General features: G+C 38.6%; 19 protein-coding genes, 1 tRNA gene and 2 pseudogenes. 11 read left to right on the plus strand and 11 right to left on the minus strand.

From position 1 onward, the window contains the following. Positions 1–44: 44 nt before the first annotated feature. The 7 genes and pseudogenes from P3L44_RS14040 to P3L44_RS14075 all read right to left on the minus strand — a co-directional run bounded on the left by P3L44_RS14040 (position 45) and on the right by P3L44_RS14075 (position 4,980). On the minus strand, positions 45–581 hold the full coding sequence (locus P3L44_RS14040; protein WP_272661783.1) for a fimbrial protein: 537 nt from the start codon (positions 579–581) through the stop codon (positions 45–47). A 76-nt stretch (positions 582–657) separates the two neighbouring features. After that, on the minus strand, positions 658–1,191 hold the full coding sequence (locus P3L44_RS14045; RefSeq protein ID WP_272661782.1) for a fimbrial protein: 534 nt from the start codon (positions 1,189–1,191) through the stop codon (positions 658–660). A gap of 107 nt (positions 1,192–1,298) precedes the next feature. Continuing rightward, the gene (locus P3L44_RS14050) at positions 1,299–1,640 is read right to left on the minus strand and encodes a helix-turn-helix domain-containing protein (RefSeq protein WP_272661781.1); all 342 of its coding nucleotides are present in this window, start codon (positions 1,638–1,640) and stop codon (positions 1,299–1,301) included. Between the two features lie 742 nt (positions 1,641–2,382). Beyond that, positions 2,383–2,556, minus strand: a pseudogene (locus tag P3L44_RS14060) (integrase core domain-containing protein); the annotation flags it as partial. A gap of 17 nt (positions 2,557–2,573) precedes the next feature. Further along, positions 2,574–3,722, minus strand: a pseudogene (locus P3L44_RS14065) (IS3 family transposase). Positions 3,723–4,085: 363 nt separating this feature from the next. After that, the gene (locus P3L44_RS14070) at positions 4,086–4,295 is read right to left on the minus strand and encodes a helix-turn-helix transcriptional regulator (RefSeq protein WP_014657430.1); all 210 of its coding nucleotides are present in this window, start codon (positions 4,293–4,295) and stop codon (positions 4,086–4,088) included. Between the two features lie 97 nt (positions 4,296–4,392). Continuing rightward, positions 4,393–4,980 (minus strand): inovirus Gp2 family protein, encoded by a 588-nt coding sequence (locus tag P3L44_RS14075; RefSeq protein WP_272661780.1) that lies wholly within the window; start codon positions 4,978–4,980, stop codon positions 4,393–4,395. Positions 4,981–5,414: 434 nt separating this feature from the next. On the opposite strand from P3L44_RS14075, the gene P3L44_RS14080 reads away from it, so the two are divergent. The 8 genes from P3L44_RS14080 (at position 5,415) to P3L44_RS14115 (ending at position 11,808) form a co-directional block, all read left to right on the plus strand. Beyond that, the gene (locus tag P3L44_RS14080; RefSeq protein ID WP_272661779.1) at positions 5,415–6,353 is read left to right on the plus strand and encodes a hypothetical protein; all 939 of its coding nucleotides are present in this window, start codon (positions 5,415–5,417) and stop codon (positions 6,351–6,353) included. 56 nt (positions 6,354–6,409) lie between these two features. Further along, on the plus strand, positions 6,410–7,282 hold the full coding sequence (locus tag P3L44_RS14085) for a GTPase family protein (RefSeq protein ID WP_272661778.1): 873 nt from the start codon (positions 6,410–6,412) through the stop codon (positions 7,280–7,282). Between the two features lie 91 nt (positions 7,283–7,373). Further along, on the plus strand, positions 7,374–7,799 hold the full coding sequence (locus tag P3L44_RS14090; protein ID WP_272661777.1) for an antirestriction protein: 426 nt from the start codon (positions 7,374–7,376) through the stop codon (positions 7,797–7,799). A gap of 59 nt (positions 7,800–7,858) precedes the next feature. Further along, the gene (locus P3L44_RS14095; protein ID WP_272661776.1) at positions 7,859–8,695 is read left to right on the plus strand and encodes a DUF932 domain-containing protein; all 837 of its coding nucleotides are present in this window, start codon (positions 7,859–7,861) and stop codon (positions 8,693–8,695) included. A gap of 627 nt (positions 8,696–9,322) precedes the next feature. Next, positions 9,323–10,057 carry an outer membrane protein gene (locus P3L44_RS14100; protein ID WP_272661775.1) on the plus strand — a complete coding sequence of 245 codons (735 nt, stop codon included), beginning with the start codon at positions 9,323–9,325 and terminating at the stop codon, positions 10,055–10,057. Between the two features lie 143 nt (positions 10,058–10,200). After that, positions 10,201–11,064, plus strand: a complete 864-nt coding sequence (locus tag P3L44_RS14105) for a hypothetical protein (RefSeq protein ID WP_161680411.1) — start codon at positions 10,201–10,203, stop codon at positions 11,062–11,064. Beyond that, positions 11,057–11,449 (plus strand): hypothetical protein, encoded by a 393-nt coding sequence (locus tag P3L44_RS14110; RefSeq protein WP_036967295.1) that lies wholly within the window; start codon positions 11,057–11,059, stop codon positions 11,447–11,449. The genes P3L44_RS14105 and P3L44_RS14110 overlap by 8 nt, the downstream gene beginning before the upstream one ends. Then, positions 11,446–11,808, plus strand: coding sequence for a hypothetical protein (locus P3L44_RS14115; RefSeq protein WP_272661774.1), 363 nt, complete (start codon positions 11,446–11,448; stop codon positions 11,806–11,808). The genes P3L44_RS14110 and P3L44_RS14115 overlap by 4 nt, the downstream gene beginning before the upstream one ends. Before the next feature lie 218 nt (positions 11,809–12,026). Here the strand turns inward: P3L44_RS14115 and P3L44_RS14120 are convergent. Next, a tRNA-Ser gene (locus tag P3L44_RS14120) sits at positions 12,027–12,114 on the minus strand. 182 nt (positions 12,115–12,296) lie between these two features. Here P3L44_RS14120 and P3L44_RS14125 point away from each other — a divergent pair. Further along, the gene (locus tag P3L44_RS14125; protein WP_004256090.1) at positions 12,297–12,626 is read left to right on the plus strand and encodes a TusE/DsrC/DsvC family sulfur relay protein; all 330 of its coding nucleotides are present in this window, start codon (positions 12,297–12,299) and stop codon (positions 12,624–12,626) included. Positions 12,627–12,633: 7 nt separating this feature from the next. On the opposite strand, the gene P3L44_RS14130 is transcribed toward P3L44_RS14125, so the two are convergent. After that, positions 12,634–12,912 carry an acylphosphatase gene (locus P3L44_RS14130; RefSeq protein ID WP_004256093.1) on the minus strand — a complete coding sequence of 93 codons (279 nt, stop codon included), beginning with the start codon at positions 12,910–12,912 and terminating at the stop codon, positions 12,634–12,636. Between the two features lie 220 nt (positions 12,913–13,132). On the opposite strand from P3L44_RS14130, the gene hspQ reads away from it, so the two are divergent. Continuing rightward, the gene (hspQ, locus tag P3L44_RS14135) at positions 13,133–13,453 is read left to right on the plus strand and encodes a heat shock protein HspQ (RefSeq protein ID WP_004256095.1); all 321 of its coding nucleotides are present in this window, start codon (positions 13,133–13,135) and stop codon (positions 13,451–13,453) included. Positions 13,454–13,536: 83 nt separating this feature from the next. On the opposite strand, the gene P3L44_RS14140 is transcribed toward hspQ, so the two are convergent. Beyond that, positions 13,537–13,950: a CoA-binding protein gene (locus tag P3L44_RS14140; RefSeq protein WP_140170765.1), complete on the minus strand. Its 414-nt coding sequence runs from the start codon at positions 13,948–13,950 to the stop codon at positions 13,537–13,539. Between the two features lie 114 nt (positions 13,951–14,064). On the opposite strand from P3L44_RS14140, the gene P3L44_RS14145 reads away from it, so the two are divergent. Further along, positions 14,065–14,523, plus strand: coding sequence for a methylglyoxal synthase (locus tag P3L44_RS14145; RefSeq protein WP_140170766.1), 459 nt, complete (start codon positions 14,065–14,067; stop codon positions 14,521–14,523). Between the two features lie 55 nt (positions 14,524–14,578). Here the strand turns inward: P3L44_RS14145 and helD are convergent, their stop codons facing one another. Next, positions 14,579–16,630, minus strand: coding sequence for a DNA helicase IV (gene helD / locus P3L44_RS14150; protein WP_272661773.1), 2,052 nt, complete (start codon positions 16,628–16,630; stop codon positions 14,579–14,581). Positions 16,631–16,640 lie beyond the last annotated feature (10 nt).

Here is a 16,640-nt window from a genome sequence, read left to right on the forward strand (position 1 = left end):
GCAAAACCAAGTGTGGATTTTTGCATCTAAAATCAATTAATGGATTATTCATAATCCAATTTAAAGCGTAATTGGCTGTAATACTGTCCTGAAACTAATGGAGCATGATTAGCCACTAATCTTAATTCGTAAGCTAAATCATGGGAGCCCTGTGTCAATGTTTGAGCAGACAGAGCCTGCCCTGGAACAATAATTGCTCCGTCGTCATTGCGCTGAATTTGCAATCCGACACCTTTGGCTTGTCCATTCACACTAAATAATCCACGTTGATGTGAACCATCAAAGGTGACTCGAAAATATTGCCAATTGGGTTTATTTGGATTTTGACGTTCAAGAACACAATTAACTAACTTAATAACAAACGGATGTACTGGTCCTTGCCCATCTCGACGGATATCACTCAGAGAGAGGCTGCCCATATTAATAGTCTGATCACGACTCCCTACATCAATAGCGCAGGCCGTTTCAATGATACTGCCACTCATCTTTACTGAGCCTAACGCATTGGCAGGGGAAATATCGATGAGGGCACAGATACTGAGACTCAATGAAAGCAGTTTACTGAACGTTAAATATTTCATTGCTTCCTCTTCTACGCAGGCTTCCCTTTGAAATAAACCAGCAAAATGTCCTTTTTTGCTGGCTACTAAACAACAATTATTCGTATGACAGTGTAAAGTCAGCTACAGAGCTAAATTCACCTGCGGTAATAGTTTTAATATCACCACCATTACCTTTTAAATACGCTGAAAAACGCAGGGTATTATTACCATCTTGAATTTGTTGGAATGGCACTGCTTTACCTAAAGTAATGACATTCCCGCTACCATTCGTAATTTGTACACCGGCTCCTGCACCAGTACCAACGATGCCTAATGTTTGCTTTGTATTATCAAATGAAGCCGCTGCACCAGAAAATGTTAATTTAACGCCTTCTTTTAAGCCAGTTACATCGCAGTTTTCTAAAGCAATATCAAAACTACGTGGGCTAGATTTACCGCCATCCACTAACGCCATATTTGATATTTGACCCAGCTCAACAGTTTGATCAATTGAATCTGGTGAAATAGAACATGGCGCATCAATAATAGAACCTTTAAAATTCACTTTTCCGTGTCCCATATCTTTTGTAGCAAATACAGATGTACTCATAGCACTAGAAACTAATGCTAATAAAAATAATTTTTTCATATATTCCTCAATGAATTATAAATAAACAACTTAATTTATTTCTATTACTATAAAATATTTCTTCTACTATAATTAATAAAAGTAGACAAATATTTCTTCTACTATAATTAATAAAAGTAGACAGTATCAGAAGCCGCTATTAATTTTTTCAACATTAATGCGTCATCAGAATTTGATTTTTCTATCTCAAGTAAAACTTTTTTAATTAACTTCTCAAATGGAACATTTAATGCTATTGATAAATTAAACAACATATCTACTGAGATTTTATTAATACCTCGTTCATATCGAGACATCTGTTGCTGTGAAACATTTAATTTCTTTGCCAGTTCAGCGCCAGTCATTCCACACTCTCTTCTAATCTGTTTAATAATAGCACCAAAGTAAGTAGAAATTTGATTATCGTGATTGTCGCACTGACTATTAGTTCTATTTTCTTCAAAATTCATATTAGTAATCTTTCCAATAAATGAAAATAATTACCAATTTAAAATTAGTAATTAAATATAATATCCGAAACGGACTTAGCTGAACGGGTACAATTATAAAGAGTAAGCTTTTAAAAGCAAACCCCCTCTCCTCGAACATTTACTTAAATATTTAAATGTTACAGTTTTTAATAATTAATAAATTCACTTAAATATCATGCAATTAAAAAAGAAAACTCATTTGCTTAAATTTTAACCAATCACAATTTGATAACATGATCATAGTGTTATAATTCAATACATAAACAAAAAACAAAATTTTAACCTGAAATTAATATTTATTAATACTTTATATTAATATGTAATAAATAAATGAAAAATAATCATGATTTACGCCTTTTAAGTGTTGGCAAAAAAGCAAAAATCTGAAAAAATGAAAAATAACTATTAATTATCAACATTTTATTACAAACCCACCAAGCGAGTAAAAATGAAATATTATCTAACATATTTTATATGTGATTTTTTTATCTTACACTCACCAATTTTTACATCATAAAATGACCATATATCATACTATTAGATACTATCCTAAAAGAAATTATCGTATGATATAAAGAATTACGATAATTTCTTGGGGTGACGTATGGAAGGTAGCAAATAGCAGATTAGCGGTGAACTCTGGGATAAAATGGCTCCGCTAATTCCAGAGCATAAAACTCACCATCCTCAGGGGATGCATCACAGACGCGTCTATAACTGAGCCGCATTGCCTCTGCTGAGGTGTTACATACTTTATGCCACTGTGTTTATACTCATTGTTATACCAATCAACAAAATTACCAATCCAACACCGATCGTCTTCAATGGAAGAAAACCCATCCATTGACCATGAAGGACAATACTTTATTGTTTTGAACAACGACTCAGAGTATGGTGTTCTGCACAACTAAATCAGGACATTTTTCTTAAAGAATTTTGTTCATACTCAATGGGGGTCGATCACCGTTGGCAGTATGAAGCCTTTCTTGGTTGTAATAGCGCATATACGCGGTAACATCTTCTTTCATCTGTTTCCGAGTCGGCTGTGGGATTTTCAGTACCCAATCGTGCTTTAAGCTACCAAAAAATCGTTCAACAACGGCGTTATCCCAACAGGCTCCTACATCGCCTATGCTTGCCCTAATACCATAGCTTGTCAGTAAGTTACGATAGTTCTTACTTGTATATTGAGAGCCTCTATCACTATGAAGACTAGGCCTTTTTCTGGCTGGCGTAAGTTATACGCTTTCATCAAGGCTTTACTGACTAAATCTGCCGTCATTCGTTTATCGATGTGCCAACCCACAATACGGCGTGAGTATAAGTCCATCACGATGGCTAAATACATCCAGCCTTCCCCTGTTTTTAAATAGGTCACATCACCCGCCCACACTTCGTTAGGTGCGTGAGGATTAAAATTTTGATTGAGCAAATTATCGGCTACGGCATCACTGTGTTTGCGTTTTGTGGTGACTTTGTAAGCAATGCGCTGAGTGACAACTAGGCCAAGCTGAGCCATTAGCTTCTGAACGCTATAAGCACTTACGCTAAAGCCCTCTTTGCATAACCGTTTACGTAACGTTCTGTAACCTAAGCTATTTCGACTCTGTTCAAAGATGGCTTTGGTTCTACGGTACAGACTAAGTTGTTCAGCGGTGATCAATTTTGCTGGGCGTTTAAGCCACGCATAGTAGGCAGAACGACTTATTTTCATTAACTTGCAGAGCTTCAGCACGGGAAACTGTGAAGATAATTGCTTAATCGTTTTAAACACTACTTGGTTTCCTTTAGCAGGAGGGCGCTGGCTTTTTTTAAGATCTCTTTCTCCATCCTAAGTTCTTTATTTTCCTTTCGAAGTCTTAATAGCTCAGCTCTCTCATCGGAATTCAAGCTGCTACCAGATTGCTCAGCGTCGAATTTTGCTTTCCAGTTATAAAGTAATTTATCGGTGATCCCTAAAGAAGCTGCCGCTTTTGGCACGCTATAACCTTGCTCGGTGACTAATGCGACCGCTTCTTGCTTAAACTCAGTGGTATAAAATCTATTTGTTCGTTTTTTCATTTAACACCTCAATAATTGGGTTATATTCCATTATTAAAGTGTCCTGTTTGATTAAAGCAGATCAGTTTGTCAGGGTAGGCGTTACCATACACCAGTCGATAGAGACGAGCAGGAATAACCGCCACCTGGCAGGCTTCATGACTCGAAAAACGAATGTACGACACCATCAAATAGTGACTGTTTTGAATGAGTGAATGACACATCCCCTAGCAAATGGACAACTTCGTATACCCATTTAACCAACATTGATAATAACTCAATAACTCTTCATAACGAGCGGGCAGCTTTTTCATACTCTCGGTACTCCATAAATTAATTCATACAACAAATTGGGTTAAATTGAATACGTTGACTTCGAAAGGATTAACCCCGAGAAGCCACAAGACGCGCTTGCAGCCATTGCTCTACTTCACTCTTTAACCAGCGAGAGCTACGCCCCAGTTTGATGGGTTTGGGAAACTCCCCCTCTTGGATTAATTTGTAAAACCATTTATCCGTCAAGCCGGTTAGGCGAGTTATAAATTTCATATCAACGAATTGGTCATCTAGTAAGGGAATAGCTTGAGTAGTCATTATTGAACTCCTGTCTTTAAAGTTAAAAGGCAGAAGGGATATCGATAAGTGTTTAGGGATATCTCTCTTCCAAAAGATATCCCCCTCATGTTTTTTATTAGCGACTACATCCAAAAGAACGCTCACCATCACCATAATATTTTGTATGTTCTTTGGCTAAGTAACGACAGCGCTGGTTTAATTCGAATATCGTGCTTTCAATATTGGGTTTATTATTATCTAGCCACGTTATGGCGTTATCTGGAATATGAATTAAATAACGCTCCGCAGGGTAGTTCACACCAATAGCACTACACCATGCTTGCTGTATTAATGCATAGAGCGTTCCTTCAATTTTGATGAAATCACCTAGGTTCCAATAAACATCTTTATTTAACAGCAAAAGAACATGATAGTGCTTTTTGTTATTTATCTCACCGAACTCTCTAACCCAGACATAAGATAACGGGCATATGTGGTTACGCTTCCATATTTTATTTTTACGTTTTAGGTCAGCATTTATTTTGGCTTTTAACGATTCAAAGAATCGAGTGATGACCCTCGAATCGTTAAAGTGAAATATATTTTCAGATGGGAAGCGCAAGTCAACCCGAACAGCCGTCACACGATTGTGAATTAAAAGTGCTTTACGGATAGTGTGGTTTATCTTTTGAATGTAATGCTTATTGTAGGTGTAACTAGACATGATTAATACCTGTGGTTGGTTTTATTTCATATCTAGAAGGGATGTTGTTAAAAATAGGCATTCATCATTTAACCAAGATGATGAATATATGGATAGGTGAGTCAGTGACAGGGTAATGTTTAATCTTTTAGGTGTGGTTATGATGCTGGTTATCTTTATTAAAATAATACTATTCCAACACGATAAAGCCTTTCTTTATCTTATCATCAATGCCCGTGACAGCGCGTTTTCGAACCACAATAAGCAGCTTCTTTTTGAGGAGAGTCAACTCTGATATTAACTTATCTAAAGATTAGCCTTCACTCTAATAATAATTAGTGCAGTTATCGTGAGTTTTAGCACATAAATAGGGGTTTTCATGTAGTACAATGACACCTTAAACACTACGTAAAATACTATGTAAACATATGCAAAAAATACTACGTGGAGAATAAATGATAAATATAAATGTCAATGATAATTATTTGGAGTGCAGACAATATTATGCTGTTCTGTTCTATATGTTTTCAGAAAAAACACTGCCGCCTAATGAGCTTTATAAAATGATATCTGAGGCAAAGAATAAGAATGTGTGTACATTACTTAGTGAGTTAAATCAGCATGTCGGGAGTAGATTTAAAAATGTTGATTATTATCTCAGAACGATAGAGCAAAAGATTATCCCAATAGAACAATTATCTTTTTTAACGGATGAAAGAATATCATTTGTTATCTTAAACTTTCTCATGAAGTCGTATAATAAACACCTTATAGAAAATGATTATCCATCAATTATGACTGGCGTGTATAATTACTCTCCCTTGAACTTGAACCCTATCATGGGCAGGAATATCCCTTTTCATTATATTGTTTGTTTTTTGGACTTTTTAGTTTTGTTTATAAACCCTAAAGATTTTAATGAGACAGTCTTTTACATGAAAGATAAAGCTTCGTCTATTTTTAAAGAATACCCCGATCCTTTTTTATTTTTACCCAGAAAGAATGAAGCATTAAAATGGATAGCCGAGAGGATGATCCGCGCAAATATTGCTGTTGATGATGATGTTAATGTTCTTATTCAAAATGAAAAATGGAAATTGATTATTTCCTGTTTTGATTATTGGGCTATTATTTCAAGTGTAGAAGCGGTCAAGCTTTTTCTATCTCAAACAAGAAAAGCTTGGAGCCAAAAAAAATATCGTGATGGTGTTAAAGATAAGGCTGTACTGAATACGTATATTTCCAAATCATCAATGGTAAAATTAAAAAAAATAGCCAAAAATCATAATAAAAATATTAACGAAATTATCGAGGCGATGATTGATCAAATTGTTCTACCACGGGATTCCATTGAAGAACTCATACTGCTAGTTAAAAAGAAAAATTTAAAATAATTTCAAATATATATTATCACCTTGAATAATGATAATTTTATTTTCAAGGAGTTTGTATGAATCAACATATTGAACTGGAGAAGGCTCTCGCAGCCTTTCCCTTTTCATTTAAAACATCATTTTTTAACCAACTCAGTCAGCTCATCAATTACTCCCCCACCATCGGTTTGATGGGTAAAACGGGAGCGGGAAAATCCAGTCTTATCAACGCACTATTCCAATCGTCATTATCACCTGTGAGTGATGTTTCAGGCTGCACACGCCAAGCCCAACGCTTCAGCATGACGATGAACAACCATACTCTCACTTTTGTAGATTTACCCGGCGTGGGGGAAAGCCTTGAGCGGGATAAAGAGTACCACCAGCTCTATCGCAACTTATTACCAGAATTCGATTTAATCATTTGGGTACTCAAGGCCGATGACCGAGCCTGGTCTTCTGATGAACAGTGTTATCGCTTTCTCACGAAGAAATGCGGTTACCAACCTAATCAATTTCTATTTGTCTTGAACCAAGCCGATAAAATAGAGCCTTGTCGCCAGTGGAATGAACACAACCACAAGCCATCCTCAGAGCAGGCCTATAACTTAAAATTAAAGCAACAAGCCGTAGTAACAGCTTTTAAGCCGTACCATCCTGTGATGGTTGTATCTGCAATCGAAAACTATCAACTGACTGAATTAGCAGAGCAGCTCATACAGGCGTTACCGGCGCAAGCCAGTAGCGGAGTAGCTAGGCAACTGAACACCCCTTACCGGACGCAATCGGTGGAGAACGCCGCACGTAACGATTTTGGTCAATGTGTCAGTGATATTGTGGATACCTTAATCAATATCATTCCCTTGCCGCCATTGATAAGAAGTACGGTTAGCACCGTTAAAAACAGTATCGTCTCCGTCGCTAAATCCCTGTGGAGCCTGTTCTTTTAACCTCTTACATTACCCCATTAATTATCACTCTCAGCGTCAGTCCTTAACAGGATTGGCGCTTTTTTATTTCTTTTTCTTGGAGTATCAACTGATGAATAATACAACTGAATCCGCTATTGCAATGACACTCGTCCCCAATGAACAACGACTTGATTTTTGGCTCAACCACTTCGGGAGCGTGAAAGGCTGGACCACCTTTGAAGTGGTCATCTTTACCACTATGGGGCAGTTTTGTGATGACTATCAGGGTGGATATTGGGAATATTGCACCTTATCCAATGGTGGCACTTTTATTTATCCCGATTTACCTCAAGAGACACTGACGCTGTTCAACCCACATAACGGTAACGAAGCCAACGTCAGTTGCGAAGCGGCAGGCATTGCCGTGTGTTTGATGATGTACAGTTTATGGTCATTTCAAACGGAAAGTGACATCCTCGTCGATCGCTTTTATCAATTGCGTGATTATGCGGCGCAACACCCAGAACGTTCCGCCATTTTCCATCTAATCGATTAACCACGTCCTTATTTACGCCTTCGTATTACCTATCCAATTCATTTTAAAGGAAATTCATTATGACTCGCTTAGCATCCCGCTTTGGTGCGGCGAATAGCATTCGCCGTGACCACCCGTTAACTCTCGAAGAGTTATTTCGCACCGTACCCAGTGTGTTCTCTGAAGAAAAGCATGAATCTCGTAGCGAAAAGTATACTTATATTCCTACGATTACCTTATTGGATAGCCTGCAAAAAGAAGGCTTTTATCCGTTCTTTGCATGCCAAACTCGTGTGCGAGATGACAGCCGTCGTGATCATACTAAGCATCTGTTACGGCTCCGACGTCATGACCAAATTACGGGTAGCCAAGTGCCTGAAATCATCTTACTTAATAGCCATGATGGTTCAAGCAGTTATCAAATGTTACCGGGCTTTTTTCGCTATGTTTGTCAAAATGGGCTGGTTTGTGGCGATACCTTTGGGGAGGTCAGAGTTCCCCATAAAGGTAATGTCGTCGATAAAGTGATTGAAGGGGCTTACGAAGTGTTAGATACGTTTGATGCTATCGCTGAAAAACGTGAGCAAATGCAGTCCTTACTATTACCGCCACCAGCACAACAGGCTTTGGCGCATGCGGCTTTAACCTATCGCTTTGGTGAGGAACATCAACCAATAACTGAAGCTCAAGTCTTACAACCTCGCCGTTTTGAGGATAAGAAAGACGATTTGTGGACCGTCTACCAACGTTTGCAGGAAAATTTAATCAAGGGAGGATTATCAGGCAGGAATGCCAAAGGTAAACGCGCTCGCACGCGTTCAGTGAATGGAATTGATGGGGATATTAAGCTCAATAAAGCGTTGTGGGTACTGACAGAACAAATGCATGCGCACTTTTCTGGACGCGAACAACTATAGCCACAGTATACGTTAAATAATTGGATCTTACGGTGAACGCGATGAAATTATCAGAACGGCAACTAAAAACCTTGAGTAATGTGAAACTCAATTATGGCTCACTCTGCAACAAAAGGACACTCAATTCGCTGGAGAAAAAAGGAATGATTCAATGGAATACATCAAACGATTGGGTCTTAACGGAGTTCGGTTTTCATATCTATAACATGAGTAAACGGCGTTGCTTATAAAGCGTTAGCGCTAACATAAAGACTTATCCCGTATTTTGGTGCTTGATAATATCGAGCATACCAACCTATTCAAGAAAGGAGAGCATTCTTTAAACATCATTTTATTCCTGTCCATTTTGACTAACTCCGTCATCGACTCTTTTTCTTATTTAAGCGACAAAACAGCACTTGATCGATTACGCCGATCGATAACCGTTTATTGATAGATATGATCGATATTACCGATCGTATTTTAATTATTGATAGGTAAAACAGATCGATTAGGTTAAACTATCTCACGCTAAATTATCTTTATGTCAGTGATATTAAGGTGATTGAGTCAAATCTTTCATGCCTTCCACTGACATAACGCGATTCAACCATACTTAATGTGATATTGATTAAAAGGAAATCAATCATGAAAAAAGCGTTTATTGTTTCCGCCCTAATGGGGTGCATTTCATTACCGGCATTCGCTAGCACGGATGACAGTAAAACGGGGCTTTATGTTACGGGAAAAATGGGCGCATCTATTGTGCAAATGTCCGGCCAGCAGTTTGTCTACAGCGGCTATGCTGATGCCGGTGATAATGGTACAAAAAATGGAGATAGCCATCGTACGGGTGTATTTGGCGGTGGACTTGCGTTAGGTTATGACTTTTCCAATCAGTTTGATATCCCTGTTCGCGCTGAATTGGAATTTATGGCGCGTGATAAAGCAAATTCAACCTACAACATCCGCGACCGTGTGCGTAATGGCGTACATCAAACTCGTGATATTAAAAACCAAATCAAACTCAATACGTTGATGGTCAATGGGTACTACGACATTAAAAATAGCTCAAATTTCACGCCGTATATCTCTGTCGGGCTAGGCTATGCGGCCGTGGATTTTAAAACCACCCGCGCTGATGCTTATACTCCAGGACTCTCTCTGCATGATACTCACACGCATACCGCCAATAACTTTGCCTGGAGTGTCGGTGCGGGGGTGAACTATGCCATCAATGACGATTGGGATATGGGTCTAAGTTATCGCTATTTAGATGCTGGAAAAGCCGACATCACGACAGCGGTAGGCGATGGGGAAAACACCTCAAAAATCAAAGTGAAGGCCAACGATATCATGCTTGGTTTAAATTACCGATTCTAATCTCTGGCATTCAGCCTTAAAGATTACCCTCAACTTACCTAGCCAACATGCCTTTTTGATGTTGGCTATTTTATTGATTAAACAAAAAAAATAACCACGGTTAAATTTTAACCACAAAAAAATTGTAATAAAAAGAGGTAAAAATGAATTCAATAAATCATATTCGTTTAGGTGTTGAACGAATTTTTTTCATCATTAGCTTAGTGCTAGTATTCGGTTTTACAGTCATCATCGCCAATCACTATAAGGTCGACTTATTTATTGGTAAGCCCTTAATGTATCTACTGTATTACCTTATCGCGATGTTAGCTCCACTCTTGATTTCTCAAATATTGTTGTGGGTCATTTATGGGTTTAAGGGTATCCCTTTCCGTTTAATGCTAACGCGAAAAATTTTGGCATTCGTCTTCGCTTTCATCGCTTCTTTATGTGTTATCTACTTATTGCTCATCGGGATTATTCCTTTTATGGTTTTTGACCATGCTTTAATTTTTATACTTTATGAATACTTTTTTATTTTCCTCCTTTTCGCCTGCCTTATCGGACTGAGCGCTGGCGTTATTGTCTATATCCATACCGTTAAAAATGTATCCCATCCATTTCAATACCCGCATCCTATTTTCCGTTTAATGACATTCTTAGCGCTATACCTTGTCATTATGAATGCCTTAGCGATAGGCATTGGCAACCAAATCAATCTCAATATCATGGTGATTCTAGCGGGTACTATCGCAGGTTATGTGGGGTATTGGGGATATGGCTTCCTACAACAATACACGGCAACGCGTTCTCGGAAACTCAGGATAACCCTGTCAACAATCATTTCCCTTGTTATCTTAGCGCTACTGGCACTCCTTAACGTTCTATTGCCTAACCGATTAAATATGTTCGGATTATTCCTGCTATTTTTTATCGAACTGGCTATTGCAATCACATTAGGTCGACTCACCTATCAGAAAAACAATCATCAGAAAGACGGTTCAACAATGAGGATAAATCATGACTAAATACGTATTTATTTTCATGGTGTTTTGCCTCAATTTTACCGCGAGCGCCTTTAACACGAATGTATTTGATACCGCCATCGATAAAAGTGGTTTTACACCAATGTGTAATAACCAAGCGATTGCCGATAAGGATTGTCGTGTTGATGATTACCTCGAGGGACGTTATGTCGTCACGAGCACAGTGAATCTGGGCGCTAAATGCGCCTTCGTGATTGCCGAAGTGATTGATAGTCAAACCAACCAACTATTTAGTACATCAACTGGCGATTGTGAAGACGGCCCTCTCGATACCTATTACCGCTTATCCCGTATTAACAAAAAAGTGTGGCTGGATGCTTACAGTCAAGGAAAACACATTGACCATGTGGAGGTTATCTTTCAATGAAAAATCGCACATTAAATAGCCTTCCTTTTGTGGGAATTATCGCAGTCGTCATATTGGGGATTTATTTCGGCAAACAACCTAAGCCAACCTATCGAGATTGTGTTGAGTTCAGCCCATCTCCTGCCAGTACGCTTCAGGTTTATGATCAACCCGATAGAGCTTCCAAGTCTATCAACTATCAGCCCACATCAGGAAAAGAACAATTCTGGGTCGCTAAACGAACAGCTGATGAACAATGGGTACAACTCTACCATGCCATAACACTTTTTGATGATTTACCTGAATCAGCTAAACTCGGATGGGTTAGTACCACGAATATAAACACATTGGGGATATTTGAGTGCATGACTAAGAATTAGCACTCATGATAAAATAATAATTGAAGGTGGGTATTGTTACCATTACTTCACCTTTATTATTTTACTAGTCTCAATTCAAACTCGTTATATCCAAATTGAGTCCAATACTAGCCAATACAATCGGAGGGAAGCCAAAATAAAATGGCATACTGGATGGCATACTCATAAAACCTAAAAAACAAAAACGCCATGCTAATCAATAGCATGGCGTTGAATTTTGGCGGAGGAGGAGAGATTCGAACTCTCGGATGGTTTCCCATCGGCGGTTTTCAAGACCGCTGCCTTCAGCCGCTCGGCCACCCCTCCGCAATGACGTGCACTATAAACATCCTCTCATTGGATGTAAACCCCTAATTTGATCATTCGCTTTAAAAATATACGCCTTTCATACTGTTGGGTGAAAATATCGACATTCTAACGACTTTACTTGGGTTATATCTCGATTTTTGCTAAATTTACGTTCTAATTTTATTTGAGTTGAAAAGAGTATGTTGGTTTTTAATAATCAAGAGATAGAAACAGACGCGCAAGGTTACCTGCTTGATAGCCAACAATGGAGCGAAGAATTAATTCCTTTGCTAGCGCAGCAAGAAGATATTGAAATTACCAATGAACACCTAGAGATTATCCGTTTCGTCAGGAACTTCTATTTGGAATTTAATACCTCACCTGCTATTCGCATGTTGGTTAAAGCAGTTTCTCAACAATTTGGCGAAGAAAAAGGCAATAGCCGCTATCTATACCGGCTATTTCCAAAAGGGCCAGCTAAGCAAGCCACTAAACTTGCTGGCCTGCCAAAACCGGTGAAATGTATTTAATTTTTCACTAATAGCGGACACTAAAGTCCGCTATTGGCTCGGTCTTCCAGTTTTCTGTGAAAAAATGGTCTACTTTTGCTCCCGGTGGTCCCCCAGCTTTTAGCCACTCATCAACAAATTCAATATCTTGCTCTGTTCCGTAAACGGCTAGCTTAACACTGCCATCATCTCGGTTACACACAAAACCTTTTATGCCGTTCTGATTAGCCCAATGATAGGTTTGGTAACGAAACCCAACCCCTTGAACACGACCATAAATATAAAAATATCGACCTGATGCAGTCATGTGAGCCTCCGTTGTCAGAGCATAATGTATTGATACCTTCTTTTTAACAGTTGTTTTTTATTCATTGAACAGATAATCTGCTAAATGAGGCACTGCTTTTCATAGTTGCGTATAAAGACAGTGTATTGCGTTATTAATAATTGTCCATATATTAGCTTGAAAACGCGTAGCACTGCCCATATATAGTTTGAAGTATAAGCAAGGCTTTTAGGAGGTCGCTATGATGATCACCAGTAAATATGGAATCGGGCAACAAGTTAGGCACAAACTTCTCGGCTACTTAGGCGTCGTTGTAGATGTTGACGCTGAGTATTCGCTCGAACAACCACATGATGATGATATTGCCGCTAACAGCACACTACGCGATCTACCTTGGTATCATGTTGTTATGGAAGATGACAATGGGGATGCTGTTCATACTTATTTGGCTGAAGCTCAAATTACTTATGAAACCGTAGAAGACCATCCAGAACAACCATCAATGGATGAACTAGCGGAATCCATAAGGTCTCAGTTGCAAGCTCCTCGCCTTCGCAACTAACCTTCAAATATCTATATTGTTATTTATGAACGCAACCGTAAAGCAGCTCACTAGCTGCTTTACTTTTTAACGCTAGAAATACTTTATTTTTCAAGACCTAAAGCAGGTATTTCTTGTTTTGGGCATTTATCCATAACAAACTGTAAACCAGCCTGAAAAGCGATTTGCTGTGCTTCTTCGCTAATCACTCCTTTTTGTAACCACAAAACTTTAGCTTTAATTTCCACGGCTTCTCTGGCCACTCCTACTGCAGCTTCTGCATTACGAAATACATCGACCATATCAATAGGCCCAGGTATATCACTAAGCTTTTCGTATACTAGCTGCCCTAACAAGGTTTGACCTGCCAATTTAGGGCTCACAGGAATAACGGTATAGCCTTGATGTAAAAGATATTCCATGACTTCATAACTCGGCCTATTTGCCTTATCACTCGCTCCCACTAAAGCGATTGTCCGGACACGCTTTAAAATTTCAGCAATTTCTTGATCTCTCATCAAAATATCTCCCAAAACCTATAAACTATTCATTAGCATTATGATATATGTTGTATATCTTTGCTCATTCAATTTTTAAAGATGTCTATCTCGCATCTTATTTAAGGGAACATCATGGAATCAACTACCCGTAAAATTACAGCCTCAAAAAATATTGCTTTGGTTGCCCATGACCACTGTAAACCTTCATTATTATCTTGGACTAAGAAAAATAATGAACGGCTTCAAGCTCACAATTTATACGCAACAGGAACTACAGGCAATTTAATCCAGCAGCATACTGGCTTGCCTGTTACGAGTATGCTAAGTGGCCCAATGGGGGGAGACCAACAAATAGGCTCAATGATTGCGGAGCAAAAAATTGACCTATTAATTTTCTTCTGGGACCCTCTTAATGCCGTGCCTCATGACCCAGATGTTAAAGCACTACTACGTTTAGCCACCGTTTGGAATATTCCTGTCGCAACCAACTCTGCAACCGCTGATTTTTTAATCACCTCACCCTATTTTGATAATACGATAGACGTCGTTATTCCTGATTACGAAAGCTATTTAACCAAACGAACTAACTAATTCTATCTATATTAAGCGCCAGAGTATTCTGGCACTTAATAGATCATAATATACTTTAAGGTTTCTTTTGTTTTGGAACGCCCAATTGCTTGAGTTCATCGACAAATTCTGACGGTTTTTCTGGGTGATAAAGCAACCAAACTTGCTGCTTAGCCCGTGTTAATGCGACATATAGCAAACGCCTTTCTTCTGCATGACCAAAATCTTCGGGCTTAGGCAATAATGCTTGCTCAATAACTGATTCGCGCGCAGGAGCAGGGAAACCATCCTTTCCGCTATTCAGACCACAAATTATCACATGATCTGCTTGCTGCCCTTTTGAGGCATGAATAGTCATAAACTGAATATTTAATTTTGGCCAACGAGTTTTGGCTTTATCTAAAATATTAGGTTTTAAATAATGGTAGCGGGCTAGTACTAATATCGTTTCATCATCAAGGACATAACCACTCATTTTATCCAATAAGCGTTCCAAGGCATCTTCATAAAGAAGAATAACAGATTTTTTATTCCCTTTAGTTAAACTATTCAATGGCTTATCTAACTGCATAGGGTTTTGTAAAATAAACTGATTTGCAACCTCACCAATGCGTTGGTTAAAACGATAAGTCGTGTCTAAAGCGCAAAGTTCCCCAATACCAAAGTTATGTTCAAACGATGTCGTTAAGTCTAATTCTGCACCACTAAACCGGTAAATGGCTTGCCAATCATCTCCAACCGCAAATAATGTGGTTTGCTTATTCTGCTGACGTAGTGCTTGCAGTAACCTCGCCCTGAGAGGTGAAATATCTTGAAACTCATCAACTAAAATATGTTTCCATGGGCTAATAAAACGTCCTTTTTCTAAAATATTAATGGCTTGATGAATTAATCCAGAAAAATCAATTGCACCTTCATCTTTCAAAGCGCTTTTCCACACTTTTAATAGCGGCGCCATTAAACGAATACGTTTTTGAAAAAGATCTCTTATTTCTTCCGACGTATTATCAATCATGTCCTTCTGGCTACCGCCATTCATACGCATTAAGCTTAGCCAACGGTCTAAACGGGCAGTGACTTTAGTGCTAATTTTTTCGTCTTTCCAGAATTCACCGTCTGGAATTTCCCATTGCAACTCTTCAGAAAGCCATTCTCGCCATCCTTTTGCCTGCGCTTTCTTTGCTGAACATTGTTCTCGCCATTCGTTTAATAACAGTGTTTGTCGTTTTTGAGTGTCTGTTTCTAACTCGCTAATCACCGGCGATTTTTTGCTACCTTCACGAATGATATGTAGAGCAAGCGCATGGAAAGTTTTAGCTTCAATATCTTGTTGTAAACGTAAATGAATACGCTCATTCATTTCATCTGCAGCTTTACGGCCAAAAGCCAACAAAAGAATTTGTTCTGGTTTTGCCAAACCTCGCAAGATTAGCCAACCCGCTCTTGCAACTAGGACTGATGTTTTACCACTTCCAGCCCCCGCCAGTACTAATACATTATCCTCACCATTAATCACAGATAAGGACTGTGAATAATTGAGTGGTGATGTTTCTACTTGCTGGAAAAAATCGTGATAACGAACTAATACAGACTCACACCAGTGATCATTAATTTGTTTTCGGCATTCTTGACCGCTATTCAGCCAATTCAGACATTCGTGATATTGTGCTGCACAATTTTCATATAATGAAATGCGCGCCAAAGGCATAGGCAGAGACGAAAAGTTTTGTGATATTTTATCTTTTATTTCAGCCAATTGGCGTAAAGTTAGCCAACTGTCTTGTTGTGTCAATTGTTCAATCGAATTCACTAATTCAGTCAATACACTAGCACTGATTTGACTCATTTCAGTGCTCCATTGTTGCCATTTTTCATTCAAATAATGGTAAAAGCGCTGAGTTTGCTTCCATTCAGTACCATGTAAACGAACAACTTGTTCATTCACAATTTCAAATTCTAACTCCCCCCAAACAATCCCTCTCTTACAACGAAGATCGATAAGTTCATTAAATGGGATAAGATATTGGTGGTTTTCACCACTGACTTCAATACCTGCGTTGAGTAAGCGAACCCGATTGTAGGGATGCTGAGCCAGACGCTGTCCAATCTGTGTTGATTTCAGTTCCATACGTCCTGCA

The organism is Providencia sp. PROV175, assembly GCF_032707045.1.
In the GTDB taxonomy this organism is placed as follows: domain Bacteria; phylum Pseudomonadota; class Gammaproteobacteria; order Enterobacterales; family Enterobacteriaceae; genus Providencia; species Providencia hangzhouensis.